The organism is Reyranella sp., assembly GCF_004297265.1.
In the GTDB taxonomy this organism is placed as follows: Bacteria; Pseudomonadota; Alphaproteobacteria; order Reyranellales; family Reyranellaceae; genus Reyranella.
The window spans coordinates 229,833-245,329 of record NZ_SCUT01000024.1 but is presented as its reverse complement, the minus strand read 5'-3'; the positions used below and the strand labels follow the sequence as shown (position 1 = coordinate 245,329).

The window sequence follows — 15,497 nt, the reverse complement described above, 5'->3', positions numbered from 1 at the left end:
GGAGCCTCTACCCCTTCTTGGCGCCGTAGGTGCCACCGGAATTGATCGCACGGATCTCGGCCGCGGACTTGGCCTTGCGCATCTTCTCGAGCTTGTCGGCCTCGTCGGCCAGCATCGCCTGGGCGTTCTTCAGCACCGCGCGGGCATGCTGGGCGGGAAACTTCACCGCGCCATTCTCGTCCATGTGGATCAGCTCGCCCGGCGCCACATCCATGCCGCCGACCGACACGGGAGCGTTGACCGACTGCACCGCCATCTCGCCGTGACCGGCCGTGACGCCGCCCAGCAGCATCTGGAACTTCATGCGCCGGATCGCGTCGACGTCGCGCGACGGGCCGTTGGACAACAGGCCGACGCACCCGACCGCCTGCATCGAGGTCGTCATCATCTCGCCAGCGAGGCCCGCCTTGTTCATCAGCTCGGGCGGCCACTTCTGCTGGATGACCAGGATGCTCGGCTTCTTCATGGCGTCGAGCGCGTCGACCACGTCCATGAAGGTGAGCCGGCCGGCGAAGTTCGGATCTGGCAGGCCGTACACGCAGGTCACGGCATAGCCGATGATGGCCCCCATCTCGGGGTACATGCAGCGGATCGACGTGTCGGTGTACCAGTTCTCGGTCCAGGGATTGTAGAGGCCGAGGCAAAGGGGATTCTTCGGGTAGGTCGCGACCACGTTGGTGATGGTCGGCGTGTCGATCTTTCGCAGCTCGGCGAACAGCTGGTCTTCGGAAAGCTCGGTCATGTCGGTCGTTTCCCCCTGGGTACGGCGTCGTTCTTCGCGCGAAAGGAGCCGGCCGGCAAGGCCCCTCCCCGCTCGCGTCTCTCCCGCGGGCTCACGGCACGAAAATCAGGAAGACGAAGGTCGCGAACAGGACCAGGTGGACGAAGCCCGGCAGGATGTTGGTCCGTCCGCCGCCGAAGGTCACGAGGCTGACCCCGAAGGTGAGAACCAGCAGCACGACGTCGTGCCTGTCGATGCCCAGTTCGAGCGGCTGCTTGAGCGCCATGGCCAGCATGCTGACCGCCGGGATGGTGAGGCCGATCGTGGCCAGCGAGGATCCGAGCGCCAGGTTCAGGCTCTTCTGCAGTTCGTTGCGCCGCGCCGCCCGCAGCGCCGCCAGGGTCTCGGGTAGCAGCACCAGCAGCGCGACCAGCAGACCGACCGCATCGAGCGGAGCACCGACGGCCGTCACGACGGCCTCGACGGACCCGGCAAAGCCTTTTGCCAGAAGCACCACGGCAACTAGCGCGACCAGGAGCTGGCCGACACTCTCCCAGAACTCCCGTGACGTCGGGTCGGCCCCCCCATCGCCATGGTCCTCACCCGAATCGGAGAGGAAGTAGTCGCGATGGCGGATCGTCTGGACGTAGAGGAAGACACCGTAGAGCACGAGGGTGACGAAGCTCACGAACGCCAGCTGGATCGGGGAGTAGAGCGGACCCGGCGCGCTTGTCGTGTAGGTGGGCAGGATCAGGGTGAGCGTGGCCAGCGGCATCAGCACCACGAGATAGGCGTTGGCACCGGGCAGGCGGAAGCCCTGCTCGCCGTAGCGCAAGCCGCCCACGACGAGACAGAGGCCGACCATGCCGTTGCAGACGACCATGATGACCGAGAATACCGTTTCGCGCGCGAGGCCGGCGTTGCCCTCGCCCGCCAGCATGATCGAGAGGATCAACGCGACCTCGATCACGGTCACCGCCACGGTCAGCACCAGCGTGCCGTAGGGTTCGCCCAGCCGGTGGGCGATGACGTCGGCGTGATGGACCGAGGAGAAGACCGTGGCCATCAGCACCGCCAGCTCGACGACCGGCAGCGCGGTTGCCATCGCCGGTGGCAGCGATCCGCGGCCAATGAAGAAGGAGATGACCAGGGCGACGGCGAGGCCGGCCGCGGGCACCAGCCGCCAATGGAGGTGCTTGCGCGCGCCCGCCATCAATCAGCGTGCCTGTCGCCGCTTCCACCACTCCGCAAGCTCGCCGACGACACCCTTGCGGAAGGCGAGCACGATGACCACGAAGATCGCGCCCTGGATCACCAGCACGAACTCGCCGGTCGCGGCGAGGTAGTTCTGCATCGTGATGATGATGAAGGCGCCGACCACCGGACCGACGATCGTGCCCAGGCCGCCGACCAGCGCCATCAGCACGACCTCGCCCGACATGGCCGCACTCACGTCGGTCAGGGTGGCGAACTGCAGCACCATGGCCTTGGTCGAGCCGGCGAGACCCGCCAGCGCCGCCGACAGCACGAAGGCCAGGAGCTTGTATCGATCGGCCTCGTAGCCCAGCGACTGCGCGCGCTGTTCGTTGTCGCGAATGGCCTTCAGCACCTGGCCGAACGGCGAATGGATGATCCGGTAGATGGCACAGTAGCCGAACACGAAGATGGCCAGCACGACGTAATAGAGGACGCGGTCGTCCTTGGTCGGGATGAGCCCGCCCAGAAGTGCCTTGCGCGGGATGCCCTGCAGCCCGTCCTCGCCGTGCGTGAAGGGCGCCTGGACGCAGAAGAAGTAGATCATCTGCGCGAAGGCCAGCGTGATCATGGCGAAGTAAATGCCCTGGCGGCGGATCGCCAGCGCGCCCGTCACCAGACCGACCAGGGCCGCGCCGCCGACGCCGGCCAGCAGGCCGAGTTCGGGCGGCAGGTCCCAGGCCTTCACGACATGGCCGAAGAAATAGCCGGCCGTGCCGAAGAACATGGCATGGCCGAAGCTCATCAGCCCGACATAGCCCAGCAGCAGGTTGAAGGCGCAGGCGAACAGCGCGAAGCACAGCGCCGTCATCAGGAACACGGGATAGGCGAACCAGGGCGCGGCCAGCGCCAGGACGGCCAGGACGGCGATGAGGAGGCGTTGCGCGTTCATTTGGTCTGCCCGAACAGGCCGGCCGGCTTGATCAGCAGGACGAGCGCCATGACAACGAAGATCACTGTGTTCGACGCCGGCGGATAGAACACCTTGGTCAGACCCTCGATCAGGCCGAGGCCGAAGCCGGTCACGATAGAGCCCATGATCGAACCCATGCCGCCGATCACCACGACCGCGAAGACGACCAACACGAGATTGACACCCATCAGCGCCGAAACCTGCTGGATCGGCGCCGCCAGCACTCCGGCGAGGGCGGCGAGCGCCACCCCCAGTCCGTAGGTGAGTGTGATCAGCCGCGGCACGTTGATGCCGAAGGCGCGGACCAGGGTCGGGTTCTCGGTGGCCGCCCGCAGGTAGGCACCGAGCTTGGTGCGCTCGATGCCGTACCAGGTGGCGAGGCAGATCACGAGCGCCGCCACCACGACGAAGCCGCGATAGGTCGGCAGGAACATGAAGCCGAGATTGGTGCCGCCCGGGATGGGATTGGGATACGGGGCGCCGGAGGATCCCCACTTCCACTGGAATAGCCCCTCGATCACCAGCGCGAGGCCGAACGTCAGCAGGAAGCCGTACAGATGGTCGAGATGGTAGATGCGTTTCAGCAGCAGCTTCTCGATCACGATGCCGAACAGGCCGACGATGATCGGCGCGATGACGAGGGATGCCCAGAACGGCACGTCGAGGAGGCCGAGAAGCAGCCAGGCCGCGAAGGCGCCCATCATGTACTGGGCGCCGTGCGTGAAGTTGATGACGTTCAGCATGCCGAAGATGACGGCGAGGCCGAGGCTCAACATGGCGTAGAAGGCGCCGTTGATCAGGCCGAGCAGCAGCTGGCCGAACAGCGCCTGGGGAGCAATGCCTAGGAGTTCGAACATGGCGGCCTCATACCCCCAGATAGGATTGCAGCTTGCCGATGCTCTGCTGGACGTCGCTCGAGGCGACCGTGTCGATCACGCGACCGTCCTCCATCACATAGTGGCGGTCCGCGACCGTGGCCGCGAAATGGAAGTTCTGCTCGACCAGCAGGATGGTGAATCCCCGGCTCTTGAGCTGGCGGATGATCTCGCCGATGCGCTGGACGATGACCGGCGCCAGACCTTCCGTCGGCTCGTCCAGCAGCAGCAGGTTGGCGCCGGTGCGCAGGATGCGGCCGATGGCCAGCATCTGCTGTTCGCCGCCCGACAGTTTCGTGCCCTGGCTGGTCCGCCGTTCCAGAAGGTTGGGAAAGAGCTTGTAGATCTCCTCGATGCTCAAGCCGCCCGGCTTGACGACCGGCGGCAGGCGCAGATTCTCGTCGACGTTCAGGCTCGAGAAGATGCCGCGCTCCTCGGGGCAATAGGCGATGCCCAGGCGTGCAATGAGATCCGACGGCAGGCCGATCGTCTCCTTCCCGTCGAAGGCGATCGAGCCGGTGCGCTTGCCGAGAATGCCCATGATCGACCGCAGGGTCGTCGTCTTGCCGGCGCCGTTGCGGCCCAGCAAGGTCACGAGCTCGCCGCGGCGGATCTCGAAATCGACGCCGTGCAGGATGTGGGATTCGCCGTACCAGGCCTGCAGGCCGGCAACCTTGAGCAATGTCTCAGCCATGACCGGTTCCGACATAAGCCTCGACGACGGCGGGATGTTTGGAGACCGTGGCGTAGGGACCCTCGGCCAGCACCTCGCCACGCGCCAGCACGGTGATGGTGTCCGAGAGGTCGGCGACGACGGACATGTTGTGCTCGACCATCAGGACGGTGCGATCCTTGGAAACGGTGCGGATCAGGGCGGCGATGCGCTTGATGTCTTCCTGGCCAAGGCCGGCCATCGGCTCGTCGAGCAGCATCATCTCGGGCTCGAGCGCGAGCGTCGTGGCGATCTCCAGAGCCCGCTTGCGGCCGTAGGGAAGATCGACGGCCTGCGCCTCGGCGAATTCGGCAAGTCCCACGGCGGCCACCAGTTCCATCGCCCGCGCGTCCAGGCTGCCAAGCACGCTTTCGGAGCGCCAGAACTGGAAGGAGATGCCGAGCTTGCGCTGCAGCGCGACGCGGACGTTTTCACGCACACTGAGATGGGGAAATACCGCAGAGATCTGGAAGGACCGGGCGAGGCCCATGCGGGCGATCGCGGCCGGCGAGCTGCCGGTGATGTTGCGTCCCTTGAAGTGAATCTGGCCCGCCGTCGGCGACAGGAAGTGCGTCAAGAGGTTGAAGCACGTCGTCTTGCCGGCGCCATTTGGCCCGATCAGCGCGTGAATTGTGTGGCGCTTCACACGCAGATTGACGTTCTTGACCGCGATGAAGCCCTTGAACTCCTTCGTCAGCCCGGTCGCCTCGAGAATTATTTCTTCGTTGGCCATCGGCTCTCCCTGTCTCGCGAATTAATCGAAGCTTTGCGTCGCTGTCCAGCACTGGCGTCGCGCCCGGCCCGCGGCTAGATTTCGACCACTAGAAACGGGGAAACATTGGGAGGATTAAAATCGTGAAGCTTACAACCAGCATCCGGCGTGCCGGAGCGGCGGCCGCCGTCGCCGGTCTTGCCGTCGTCGGTGTTGCCGCCTACGCCCAGGCCCAGGCGCCCCAGCCGCTGAAGATCGGCGTCATGGAAGGCTTCTCCGGCGTCTATGGCGATCTCACCCAAGGCGAAGTCGAAGCCATGCAGATGGCGATCGACGATTTCGGAGGGAAGGTCCTCGGCCGTCCGATCGAGATCCTGCAGGCCGACCACCAGACCAAGCCTGACGTCGGCGCGGCGATCGCGCGCAAGTGGTACGATGTCGATGGCGTGAAGATGATCACCGGGATCGGCACGTCCTCTGTGGCGCTGGCCGTCCGCAAGATCGCCCAGGAAAAGGGCATGATCGACATCAACACCGGCGCGGCGTCGGCCGACCTGACCGGCCCCGCCTGCTCGCCGACCGGCGCGCATTGGGTTTACGACACCTATGCGCTGGCGAAGGTGACCGGTGGCGCCGTCGTGAAGGACGGCGGCGACTCCTGGTACTTCCTCACCGCCGACTATGCGTTCGGCCATGCGCTTGAGCGTGACGTGACCGCGGTCGTGACGGCCGCCGGCGGCAAGGTGGTTGGCGGCGTGAAGCATCCACTCAGCACGCAGGACTTCTCGTCCTTCCTTCTGCAGGCCCAGGCCTCGAAGGCCAAGGTCATCGGCCTCGCCAATGCCGGCCAGGACACGATCAACTCGATCAAGCAGGCGGGCGAGTTCGGCATCACCAAGGCCGGCCAGCGCCTCGCCGGCCTGCTGGTCTTCTCGACCGACGTGGCGGCGCTGACCCTGCCGGTGGCGCAGGGCCTCGTCCTCACGGAGGCCTTCTACTGGGATCTCAACGACGAAACCCGGGCCTGGACCAAGCGCTTCCGCGCCAAGAAGGACAAGATCCCCAGCATGCTGACGGTCGGCGTCTACAGCTCGACCCTGCACTATCTCAAGGCCGTTCAGGCGGCCGGCACCGACGAGCCCAAGGCGGTGATGGCGAAGATGCGGGAGATTCCCGTCAACGACGTCATGACCAAGAACGGCAAGCTGCGCGAGGACGGCCGCCTGGAGCGCGACATGTACCTCTTCCAGGTCAAGACGCCGGCCGAGTCCAAGAGCAAGGACGACATCTACAAGCTGGTCGCCACGGTTCCCGGCAACGAGGCCTATCGTCCGATGAAGGACGGCAAGTGCCCGTTCGTGAAGAACTGATCCTCAGCGGATCGTAGAAGCGAAAGGGGCGCCGCGAGGCGCCCCTTTTTCTTTGTCACTCGATCTTGATATTCGCCGACTTCACCACCTTGCGCCACGCCTCGATCTCGCTCCTGGTGAACTCCATCAGCCCCTCGGGCGTGGTGAAGCTCGGCGCGCCGCCCATGTTCTCGAGCTTGGCCAGGATCTCCGGCGAAGTGCCCGCGGCGATGATGTCCTTGTTCAGCTTGACGATGATGTCGCGCGGCGTGCCCTTGGGCGCATAGAAGGCCGACCAGGTGGTGAAGATCAGCCCCGGCATGCCGGCCTGCGGCGCGCTCGGCACGCCGGGCAGCGCCGAATAGGGTTCGGCCTGCGTGACCGCGAGCGCGTCGGCCCAGCCCGATGCCAGGATCATCTTGGCGCTGCCGGTATCGCAGATCATGAAGGTGATGATGCCGTTGTTCAGGTCGGGCGCGGCCTGCTGGTTGTTCTTGTAGGAAACGGAGACGGCGTCGACGCCGGCCTGCATGCGATAGAGTTCGCCGGCCACCCGTGCGGAGATCGCACCCGAACCGAAATTGTGCTTGCCGGGCTCGGCCTTCAGCCGGGCCGTCAGCTCGGCGAGCGTCTACACGCCCAGCTTCTTGGTGACGAGCACCGCCATCGGCACCAGGCTCATGCGCGTGATCGGCTCGAAGTCGGCGATCGGATCGTAGGGCAGCTTGTCGTAGAGAACCGGGTTGCCGGCGTGTGTCATCGACGAGGTGGCGAGCAGCGTATAGCCGTCGGGCTTGGCGTTCTTGACGGCCTCCGCGGCGATGATGCCATTGCCGCCGCCCTTGTTATCGACCAGCACCGGCTGTCCCCACATCTGAGACAGCTTGTCCGCGATCACGCGCATCGTGGTGTCGGTCGAAGCACCGGGCGGGAACGGCACCACCAGAGAGACGCGCGATGAAGGAAAGTTCTGCGCCCGGGCCGTCCTGGTCGCGATAAGGCCTGCTGCGCCAGCCAGCACGGCACGCCGGCTGGTTTTGCCTGTCCCGATCATTCGTTTCACTCCCGTTTTCTTGGCGGGAAGTATGGAAGGCCCCCCATTCCTTGACGAGCCACGTCGCATCACATCTGATGCGCGAGGGGAGCAGGGGAGAAGCGTCGCGTGGCCGTTCAGGATCGCCCCCTCAAGGGGGCTTGGGGAATCACATTCCTCATCTTCCTTTTCATGCTCGTGAACTTCGCCGACAAGATGGTGGTCGGCCTCGCCGCAAAGCCGATCATGGAGGACCTCAAGCTCACCCCGGAGCAGTTCGGGCTGATCGGCTCGGCCTTCTTCTTCCTCTTCCCTTTCTCCGCCGTGCTGGTCGGCTTCATCGCCAATCGCCTCCAGGCACGTCACGCCCTGCTCGCCATGGCGATCTTCTGGTCCCTGCTTCAGTTCCCGATGCTGGGCCTGGTGAGCTTCGAGGTGCTGATTGCCTGCCGCATCCTGCTGGGTGCCGCCGAAGGTCCCGCCAATCCAGTCGCCACGCATGCGCTCTACAAATGGTTTCCCGATTCGCTGCGCGCCGTTCCCACGGCGGTGGTGGCGCAGGGCTCGGCGATCGGCGTCGTCGTGGCGGTGCCGGCGCTCAACTGGATCATCGTCCACCATTCCTGGCACTGGGCGTTCGGCGCGATCGGCATTGCGGGCCTGTTGTGGAGCGTCCTGTGGTTCTTCTTCGGTCGCGAAGGCACGCTGGTCGATCCTCCGATGGCGGAACACGTCGACGTTGAGACTCGCGTGCCGTACCGCGACCTCCTCACCTGCCCCACCATCCTGGCGGCCTGCTGCACGGGCTTCGCCAGCTACTGGGGACTGGCGCTTGGTCTCACCTGGTTCACGCCCTACCTCGTCGACGGGCTGGGCTTCAGCCAGACGCTCGGCGGCAATCTCAGCGTGCTGCCCTGGATCGCTGGCCTCGTGGTCGTGCTCGCCGGTGGCTGGCTTTCACAGCGGCTGAAGGGAAGCGGCGTCTCGAGCCGGGTTTCCCGCGGCGCTCTCGCGTCGGTCGCCGTCATGGCCGGCGGCTGCATTCTGCCGTTCATCGGTCTCACGCCCGTGGCCGACCTCAAGCTTGCAATCCTGGTCGCCGGCACCGCGATCGGCAGCACGATCTTCGTCGTCGTGCCCCTGGTCGTGAGCGAGTTGACCCCGCAATCTCAACGCGCCGCCATGCTGGCCATCGTGAATTCAGTCATGACCCTGGGTGGGGTCGTCGCGCCCTTCGCGATGGGAGTCGTCGTTCAGGACGCGTCGACGCGCCTCACCGGCTACGACAACGGCTTTACCCTCCTGGGTGGCCTCCTGCTGGCAAGCGGCCTCGTCGGCCTGCTCTTCATCCGGCCTGAAGCCGACCGCAAGAGATTGGCCGCACGCACCGCACTCCGCGAAAGGTCCCGTCATTCCTTGACGTAGCGGCGGCATTCCCTGTCAGATGGGAATGCGCGTCCGGCCAACAGGACGCCGAGGAGAAACGCCCACGTGACTGTCCAGGACCGGCCCCTCAAGGGGGCCTGGGGCATGACTGCCCTGCTCTTCCTCTTCATGCTGATCAACTTCGCCGACAAGGTCGTCGTGGGACTGGCCGCCGTTCCCCTCACGCGGGATCTCGGGCTGACGCCCGAACAGTTCGGCGATATCGGCTCGGCGTTCTTCCTGCTGTTCGCGGTGTCGGCGATCGTCGTCGGCTTCATCTCCAACCGCGTGCAGACCAAGCACACGCTGCTGGTCATGGCGATCATCTGGTCCATCGTGCAGTTTCCGATGCTGGGCATGGTGAGCCTGGAGACGCTGATCGTCTGCCGCGTCATCCTGGGCGCCGGCGAAGGCCCGGCCGGCCCGGTGGCGACCCACGCCATCTACAAGTGGTTTCCCGACTCCCTGCGCGGATTGCCGACCGCCGTCATCGCCCAGGGCTCGGCCTTCGGCGTCATCATCGCCGTCCCCCTGCTCAACTGGATCATCGGGACCTACTCCTGGCACTGGGCTTTCGGTGCACTCGGCATCGCGGGCCTTGCCTGGACCGTCCTGTGGCTGATCTTCGGCCGCGAAGGCACCCTCGTCGACCGGCCGGTCAGCACTGGCGGCGGCAACGAGCGCGTGCCCTATCGCTACCTCCTCACCTGCCCCACCATCCTTGCCGTGTGCGCCGCGGGCTTTGCCAGCTACTGGGGCCTGGCGCTGGGCCTCACCTGGTTCACGTCGTACCTGGTTGCGGGCCTCGGCTTCAGCCAGAAACTGGGCGGCAATCTCACCGTGCTGCCATGGGTCTTCGGCGCCCTCGTCGTGCTGACGGGCGGCTACGTCTCACAGCGCCTCAAGAGGAAGGGTGTCTCCAGTCGCGTCTGCCGCGGCGTGTTGCCGTGTCTCACGATCGTCGCCGGCGGGTGCGTCCTCCCGTTCGTCGGTGCCATGCCGACCGACGGGCTCAAGATCGCCTTCCTGGTGTTCGGCTCCGCCATCGGCAGTACGATCTACGTCGTCCTGCCCATGATCATCAGCGAGCTCACCCCGCACCCGCAACGCGCCGCGATGCTGGCAATCACCACGTCGGTCGTGACCTTCGCCGGCATTCTCGCGCCCCGCATCATGGGATCCATGATCCAGAATGCCGCGACGCCCCTTGCCGGTTACGAACAGGGCTACGTCATTCTCGGCGTGCTGCTGCTCGCCGGCGGCCTCATCGGCCTGCTCTTCATCCGTCCGGAAAAAGATCGCGAGCGACTGGCTGCGCATGCCGTCGCCGGTTTGCCGCTTCAGCCCGCCCGCGCCTGAGCCCGATCGAAACAACCGCTCGCGCTTGACGATGACGCCGGGCCGCTGCGTGTGTCGGGCGGCTTCCATCTTCGATCGCGCTGTCGATCACTGTTCGATCCCGACCAGGCTCGACGGCATGCACCTCCGTCCCCACGTGAGGCGCTCGGCCTCAGGGCACGATGTCATCCCTTCACCGCGCCGGCCGTCAGCCCCGACGACATGTAGCGGCGGAAGGCGTAGTAGATCGCCGCCGGCGGCAGCGCGTAGAGAAAACCCGCCGTCATCAGCAGTTCCCACGGCGAATCGTCAGCCGAGAGGAAGTTGCCCAGCGCCACCGGCAGGGTGATGGCCGTGTTCTTGGAGAGCAGCAGGAACGCATAGAGGTATTCGTTCCACGCCAGCAGCAGCGCATAGGTGCCGACGGCGATCAGCGACGGCACCATCAGCGGCAGGTAGATCATGCGGAAGAGCTGGAACGGCGAGGCGCCGTCGATCATTGCGGCCTCGTCGAGTTCGACCGGCAGCTTGTCCGACGCCTGGCGCAGGATCCAGATTGCGTACGGCGAGGCGATGGTCGCCATGGCCAGAACGAGTGCCCAGTCGTTGTTCAGCAACCCGTACATGCCCATGGTCTTGTACATGGGCACGGCGAGGAACGCGGCCGGGATGAAATAGGTCAGCAGGGCCAGGTTCATCACCATGCGGCCCCCCTTCATGCGCAGCCGGCTGATCGCGAAGGCCGCCGCGGTCGCCACGAACAGCGTGATCGCCGCCGTGCCGACCGAGATCACCAGCGAGTTGAACATCTGCAGCCAGAAATGATTGAGGAAATGGTGTTTCTGGGAAAGCACCGTCTCGAAGTTTCTCAGGGTCGGATGGGTCGGCCAGAGCTGCCCCGAGAAGGCCGCGTCCTTGGGCGAAATCGCGAACAGGAACATGTGGTAGATCGGAATCAGCGTCCACAGCAGCACCGGGATGCCGATCAGCAGCAGCCCGGCCTCGAAACCGATATTCTTGAGCAGCCGGCGCGGGCTCATCGCGAGAGTCGCTTCATCATGAAGTAGACCAGCGGCAGGATCAGCGGCAGCGCGCACACGATCGAGGCCATGGCGAGGCCGACCTGGTCGAGGCGCAGGTAGCGGATGCCGAGCGTCGCCAGCACATGGGTGAGGTCTGCCGGTCCGCCACCAGTCAGCAGATACACGCTGTTGAAGTCGCCGACCGTGAAGATCATCGAGAGCAGGGTGCAGGTGACGTAGAGCGTGCTCATCGACGGCCAGGTGATGTAGCGGAATCGGTGCCAGGCCCCCGCCCCGTCGACCGAGGCGGCCTCGTAGAGCTCGCCCGGGATGCCCAGCCGGCCGGCCAGCAGGATCAGGGTCCAGAAGGGCAACGACTTCCAGATGTGCACCAGCATGGAGAAGGTCAGCGCCAGCGCCGGATCGTTCAGCCAGTTCGGGCCATCTTCGGCGGTCAGGCTGAAGATGAGCTGGTTGATCACTCCCCACTCTGGATTGAGCATAAAGCGCACCGAGAGGATGGTCGGGATCGACGGCACCGCCCAGGGCAGAACGAACAGCACGGCAAGGACCTTCACCCACCAGCGTTTCTGCAGGAAGAAGCCGGACAGGAAGAGTGCCAGCGCCATCTTCAAGTTGATGGCGACGACCAGGAACACGAAGGTGTTGACGACTGTCCGCAGGAAGATCGGATCGGCCGCCAATTCGACATAGAGCTGCGGGCTGCGCGCCAGCCAGAAGCTGTAGCCGACCGGGAACAGCACGAAGCCGACGAAGATCGCAACATAGGGCGCGACGAACAGCAGGCTCCAGGCCTGCCGCTCCGACAGGCCAAAGCCTGCCCACCGGGATTTTTCCCGGCGGGCCGCCGTATCGATCGTAGTCGCCGTCATACGCGAACTCTGGGAAGCAGGTTACTTGGCGACTTCCTTGATGCGGGCGATCAGCTCGTCCACCGCCTTCTCGACGGAGACCTTTTCGCTCACCACGCGGTTCATCGCCTTGGCCCACACATTCTCGTTGTTGAGGATGGTGAACTTGTAGTTCTTGGTGAACTCGAACGGCAGCGTGCCCGCCTTGAACTGGTCGTACACCGCCTTGCGATGCTTGTCGGCCTGCCAGAACGGGCTCTCTTGGCTGGCCTTGGTCACCGGAAACCAGCGGCCGAGCGCACCCTCGACATAGGGGCGGAGATTCTCCTCCTCGAGCAGGAACTTCAGGAACTCCCGCGCGCGCGGCTTGTTCTTGGAATCCTGGAAGATGACGCCGACCTTCACCGCCGTGCGATAGACCATCGCCGTGCCGTCGGGCTTCTTGGGAAAGCCGGCCGTCGCGATCAGGTCGTCATAGGCCTTGCGGCCGGCGGCGCGCTGCTCGGGCGTGAGCTGCTCGTTGTTGGCGTCGTCCAGCCACTTGGCCGCGATCGAGATCGTGTAGTTGTGCGTCATGATCGTCGTGCGATTGTGGAAGGCGACGTTGTTGTCGGGATCCTTCCAGGTCGTCGACGAGGGCGGCGTGCAGCCCTTGGTGTAGATGTCGGTGTAGTCGCGCAGCGCGGCGATCAGGCCTTCACGCACCTTCGGATCGTCGACCAGCAGTTTGCCGGAATCGTCGACCAGCTTGACGTTGTAGGCATCGACCCAGCTCAGGAACGACTGGAAGGAGTCGGTCGATTCGACGCCCATCGGATTGCCGATGCCGTAGACGCGGCTGCTGGTGGCCTTGCGATAGGCCGGCTGGACCTTGTTGCACCAGAAGGACCAGTATTCCTTCCAGGTACCGGGAATGTCGTTCTCCTTGAAGCCGGCCGTCGCCAGCATGTCCTTCCAGTACTGGATATGCAGCGTCTGCTGCTTCAGGACGAAGCCGTAGAAGGCCTTCTTCTTGGCCTTGTCGTTGTAGAGATAGGCCGTCTCGATGGTGACCGGAGCGAATCGGTCCTTCATCGGCTCGATGACGTCGGAGATGTCCTCGAGCTTGCCGTCGTAGGCCCACTTGCCCGCGACCTGCACGTCATAGGTGTCGGAATAGGCGATGTCGGGCGGCGAACCGGAATCGAGGGCGGCCACTGTCTTGGGAATCATGTCCTGCACGGCATATTGCGACAGGTCGACCTTCACACCGGTCTTGGCCTCGAACTTCTTGATCGCGGCGAACAGCGCATCGTCCTCGGACTTGTAGAAGCCCTTCACCCACCAGACGTTGAGCTTCTCCTGGGCAAAGCCCGGGACCGCCGAAAAGGCGATCGCGAGCGCCGCGGCGCCAGCCAGAATCCGTCTCATCAGTTCCCTCGTCCTTCTTAGTTGTCTGACAACTTGCTTATCAGTCCACCCTGCGGGAGTCGAGAAAAGACCGAAATATGCGGGAGCATTGCACAGCATGCGAGAAAGGCAGGCCATGACGTGAACGACCAAAGACATTCAACTCGGCATCGGGCAGGCCCTCCAGCAACTCGGCCACAACGCTGACCGGGATGAACGGGCTGCAGTCGGGATGCAGCAGGAGGGTCGGGCATTTCACCTCAGGCAGCCGCGGCGTGAGATCAGTCCCGATGAGAACGCCGAGTGCGTTCAGGATCGAGGCCCGCTGCCACCTCTCCTGCTCGGCCGCGAACCAGGCCAGCTGCTCGGGCGGCAGCACGCCGTCATGGAAGCGATCGCGCAGGAAGGCATCCGACCAGCCCTTCGAGCCGCCTTCGTCCAGCTGGCGCCGCCACGCCTCGACCCTCTGGATCGAGGCGCCGAGATGAGCGCCGTTGCTGACGGTGAGCGTCGCAATCCGCTCGGGCCGGGCGAGAGCCGCCGCCAACGCCACCGTCCCGCCGATCGATTCGCCCGCCAGATGAAAGCGCGCGGCGCCGGCGGCATCGGCCACGACAAACAGGTCGTCGACCAGCAGGTCGAGGGACCATTCGAAATCTTCCGCCGGAATCGTCGAGCGGCCGTAGCCGCGCATGTCGAAGGTGACGAGCCGGTAGGCATCGGCAAGCGCCGGCCGCCACCCCGCCCAGATTCCGGCACTGGCGCCGATCCCGTGATGGAACAGGATCGGCAGGTGCGCCGGACGCCACGGCGCCACCTGGTCGACGATGTCGTAGTGGAGCGTTCCGTGGCTGGCGGTGGCGAGAGGCATGATCAGTCGGCGCGGATGCCGGCGCCCTTGATCACCTCTTCCCACTTCTTGCGATCGGCCATGATGGTTGCCTTGAATTCGGCCGGCGACCCGATGATCGTATCCATGCCGCTCTCGGCGAAGCGCTTCTGGACGTCCGGCTTGGCGACGGCCGCCCGCAGGGCCTTGTTCCAGAAATCGACCAGGTCGGCCGGCAATCCCTTGGACCCGAATACGCCGAACCAGTTCACGACCTCGAAGCCCGGCAGAAACTTCGAGATCAGCGGCAGGTTGGGGAAGAGTGGCGAGGGCTTGGGCGAGCCGAAGGCGACCGGGATCAGCCCGCCGCCGTTAATCTGGCCCAGGAACTCCGGCATGTTGCCGAACATCATGTCGCAATTACCCGAGATCATGTCCTGGATGGCCGGCGCGCCGCCGCGATAGGGCACATGAAGGATGTTGATGCCGGCCATCTTCTTGAAGAGTTCGGCGGCGAGGTGCTGCGATGTCCCGTTGCCCGCCGACGCATAGGTGAGCTTGCCGGGGTTCTTCTTCGCAAAGTCGATGATTTCCGGAACCGTCCGGTACTGCATGTGCTTGCCGACCACCAGCATGTTGGTGACGCCGGCAATGTTGGCGATCGGCGTCAGGTCTGTGTCGACGTTGATCGGCAGCTTCTGCCCCGGCATCACCGGCGAGACACACAAGGCCGCCATGGCGGCCAGGCCGATCGTGCGGCCGTCCGGTGGGGCGTTGGCAACGATCTCGTTGGCGATGAAGCCGCTGGCGCCGGTCTTGGTGTCGACGATCACCTTCTGCCCGACTTCTGAGGTCACCGCCTCCGCCACGATCCGGCACAGAAGGTCGGCCGTACCGCCTGGCGCGAAGCCGCAGAGAAAGCGGACGTCGCCGCTGATCTTCTGCGCAAGGGCCGGCCACCCGGCCAGCGACCCGACCAATGCCGCCGTACCCGTGGTTGCAAATGTCCTGCGTTGCATTTTTCATTTCCTCCCTGTGTTGCAAAAAGCCTAG

General features: G+C 64.9%; 14 protein-coding genes and 1 pseudogene. 3 read left to right on the top strand and 12 right to left on the bottom strand.

Annotation, left to right across the window (positions count from 1 at the left end; genetic code table 11):
• Positions 1 to 7: 7 nt before the first annotated feature.
• The 6 genes from EPO41_RS10035 to EPO41_RS10010 all read right to left on the bottom strand — a co-directional run bounded on the left by EPO41_RS10035 (position 8) and on the right by EPO41_RS10010 (position 5,208).
• Complete coding sequence (locus EPO41_RS10035; RefSeq protein WP_296324067.1) at positions 8 to 742, bottom strand: RraA family protein; 735 nt, start codon at positions 740 to 742, stop codon at positions 8 to 10.
• A 91-nt stretch (positions 743 to 833) separates the two neighbouring features.
• Complete coding sequence (locus EPO41_RS10030) at positions 834 to 1,826, bottom strand: ionic transporter y4hA (protein ID WP_296324424.1); 993 nt, start codon at positions 1,824 to 1,826, stop codon at positions 834 to 836.
• Between the two features lie 111 nt (positions 1,827 to 1,937).
• Positions 1,938 to 2,867 (bottom strand): branched-chain amino acid ABC transporter permease, encoded by a 930-nt coding sequence (locus tag EPO41_RS10025; RefSeq protein WP_296324064.1) that lies wholly within the window; start codon positions 2,865 to 2,867, stop codon positions 1,938 to 1,940.
• Positions 2,864 to 3,745, bottom strand: coding sequence for a branched-chain amino acid ABC transporter permease (locus tag EPO41_RS10020; protein WP_296324061.1), 882 nt, complete (start codon positions 3,743 to 3,745; stop codon positions 2,864 to 2,866). Before EPO41_RS10020 ends, EPO41_RS10025 begins: the two co-directional genes overlap by 4 nt.
• Before the next feature lie 7 nt (positions 3,746 to 3,752).
• Complete coding sequence (locus EPO41_RS10015; protein WP_363246961.1) at positions 3,753 to 4,457, bottom strand: ABC transporter ATP-binding protein; 705 nt, start codon at positions 4,455 to 4,457, stop codon at positions 3,753 to 3,755.
• Positions 4,450 to 5,208: an ABC transporter ATP-binding protein gene (locus tag EPO41_RS10010; RefSeq protein ID WP_296324056.1), complete on the bottom strand. Its 759-nt coding sequence runs from the start codon at positions 5,206 to 5,208 to the stop codon at positions 4,450 to 4,452. Before EPO41_RS10010 ends, EPO41_RS10015 begins: the two co-directional genes overlap by 8 nt.
• A gap of 122 nt (positions 5,209 to 5,330) precedes the next feature.
• Between EPO41_RS10010 and EPO41_RS10005 the strand changes: the two genes are divergently transcribed.
• Positions 5,331 to 6,557: an ABC transporter substrate-binding protein gene (locus EPO41_RS10005; RefSeq protein WP_296324054.1), complete on the top strand. Its 1,227-nt coding sequence runs from the start codon at positions 5,331 to 5,333 to the stop codon at positions 6,555 to 6,557.
• Between the two features lie 55 nt (positions 6,558 to 6,612).
• On the opposite strand, the pseudogene EPO41_RS10000 reads toward EPO41_RS10005, so the two are convergent.
• Positions 6,613 to 7,440 (bottom strand): annotated as a pseudogene (locus EPO41_RS10000) (tripartite tricarboxylate transporter substrate binding protein).
• 321 nt (positions 7,441 to 7,761) lie between these two features.
• On the opposite strand from EPO41_RS10000, the gene EPO41_RS09995 reads away from it, so the two are divergent.
• Both EPO41_RS09995 and EPO41_RS09990 read left to right on the top strand, forming a co-directional pair.
• Positions 7,762 to 8,994 carry an MFS transporter gene (locus EPO41_RS09995; protein ID WP_296324051.1) on the top strand — a complete coding sequence of 411 codons (1,233 nt, stop codon included), beginning with the start codon at positions 7,762 to 7,764 and terminating at the stop codon, positions 8,992 to 8,994.
• 105 nt (positions 8,995 to 9,099) lie between these two features.
• Positions 9,100 to 10,353 (top strand): MFS transporter, encoded by a 1,254-nt coding sequence (locus EPO41_RS09990; RefSeq protein ID WP_296324048.1) that lies wholly within the window; start codon positions 9,100 to 9,102, stop codon positions 10,351 to 10,353.
• Between the two features lie 164 nt (positions 10,354 to 10,517).
• On the opposite strand, the gene EPO41_RS09985 is transcribed toward EPO41_RS09990, so the two are convergent.
• The 5 genes from EPO41_RS09985 to EPO41_RS09965 are packed head-to-tail and all read right to left on the bottom strand — an operon-like array spanning position 10,518 to position 15,463.
• A complete protein-coding gene (locus tag EPO41_RS09985) occupies positions 10,518 to 11,372 on the bottom strand; it encodes a carbohydrate ABC transporter permease (protein ID WP_295139793.1) in 855 nt (284 codons plus the stop codon).
• Complete coding sequence (locus EPO41_RS09980) at positions 11,369 to 12,247, bottom strand: sugar ABC transporter permease (RefSeq protein ID WP_296324044.1); 879 nt, start codon at positions 12,245 to 12,247, stop codon at positions 11,369 to 11,371. Before EPO41_RS09980 ends, EPO41_RS09985 begins: the two co-directional genes overlap by 4 nt.
• 21 nt (positions 12,248 to 12,268) lie before the next feature.
• Complete coding sequence (locus EPO41_RS09975; protein ID WP_296324042.1) at positions 12,269 to 13,636, bottom strand: ABC transporter substrate-binding protein; 1,368 nt, start codon at positions 13,634 to 13,636, stop codon at positions 12,269 to 12,271.
• Positions 13,637 to 13,676: 40 nt separating this feature from the next.
• On the bottom strand, positions 13,677 to 14,486 hold the full coding sequence (locus EPO41_RS09970) for an alpha/beta hydrolase (protein WP_296324039.1): 810 nt from the start codon (positions 14,484 to 14,486) through the stop codon (positions 13,677 to 13,679).
• A 2-nt stretch (positions 14,487 to 14,488) separates the two neighbouring features.
• Positions 14,489 to 15,463, bottom strand: a complete 975-nt coding sequence (locus EPO41_RS09965) for a tripartite tricarboxylate transporter substrate-binding protein (protein WP_296324036.1) — start codon at positions 15,461 to 15,463, stop codon at positions 14,489 to 14,491.
• Between the last annotated feature and the right edge of the window lie 34 nt (positions 15,464 to 15,497).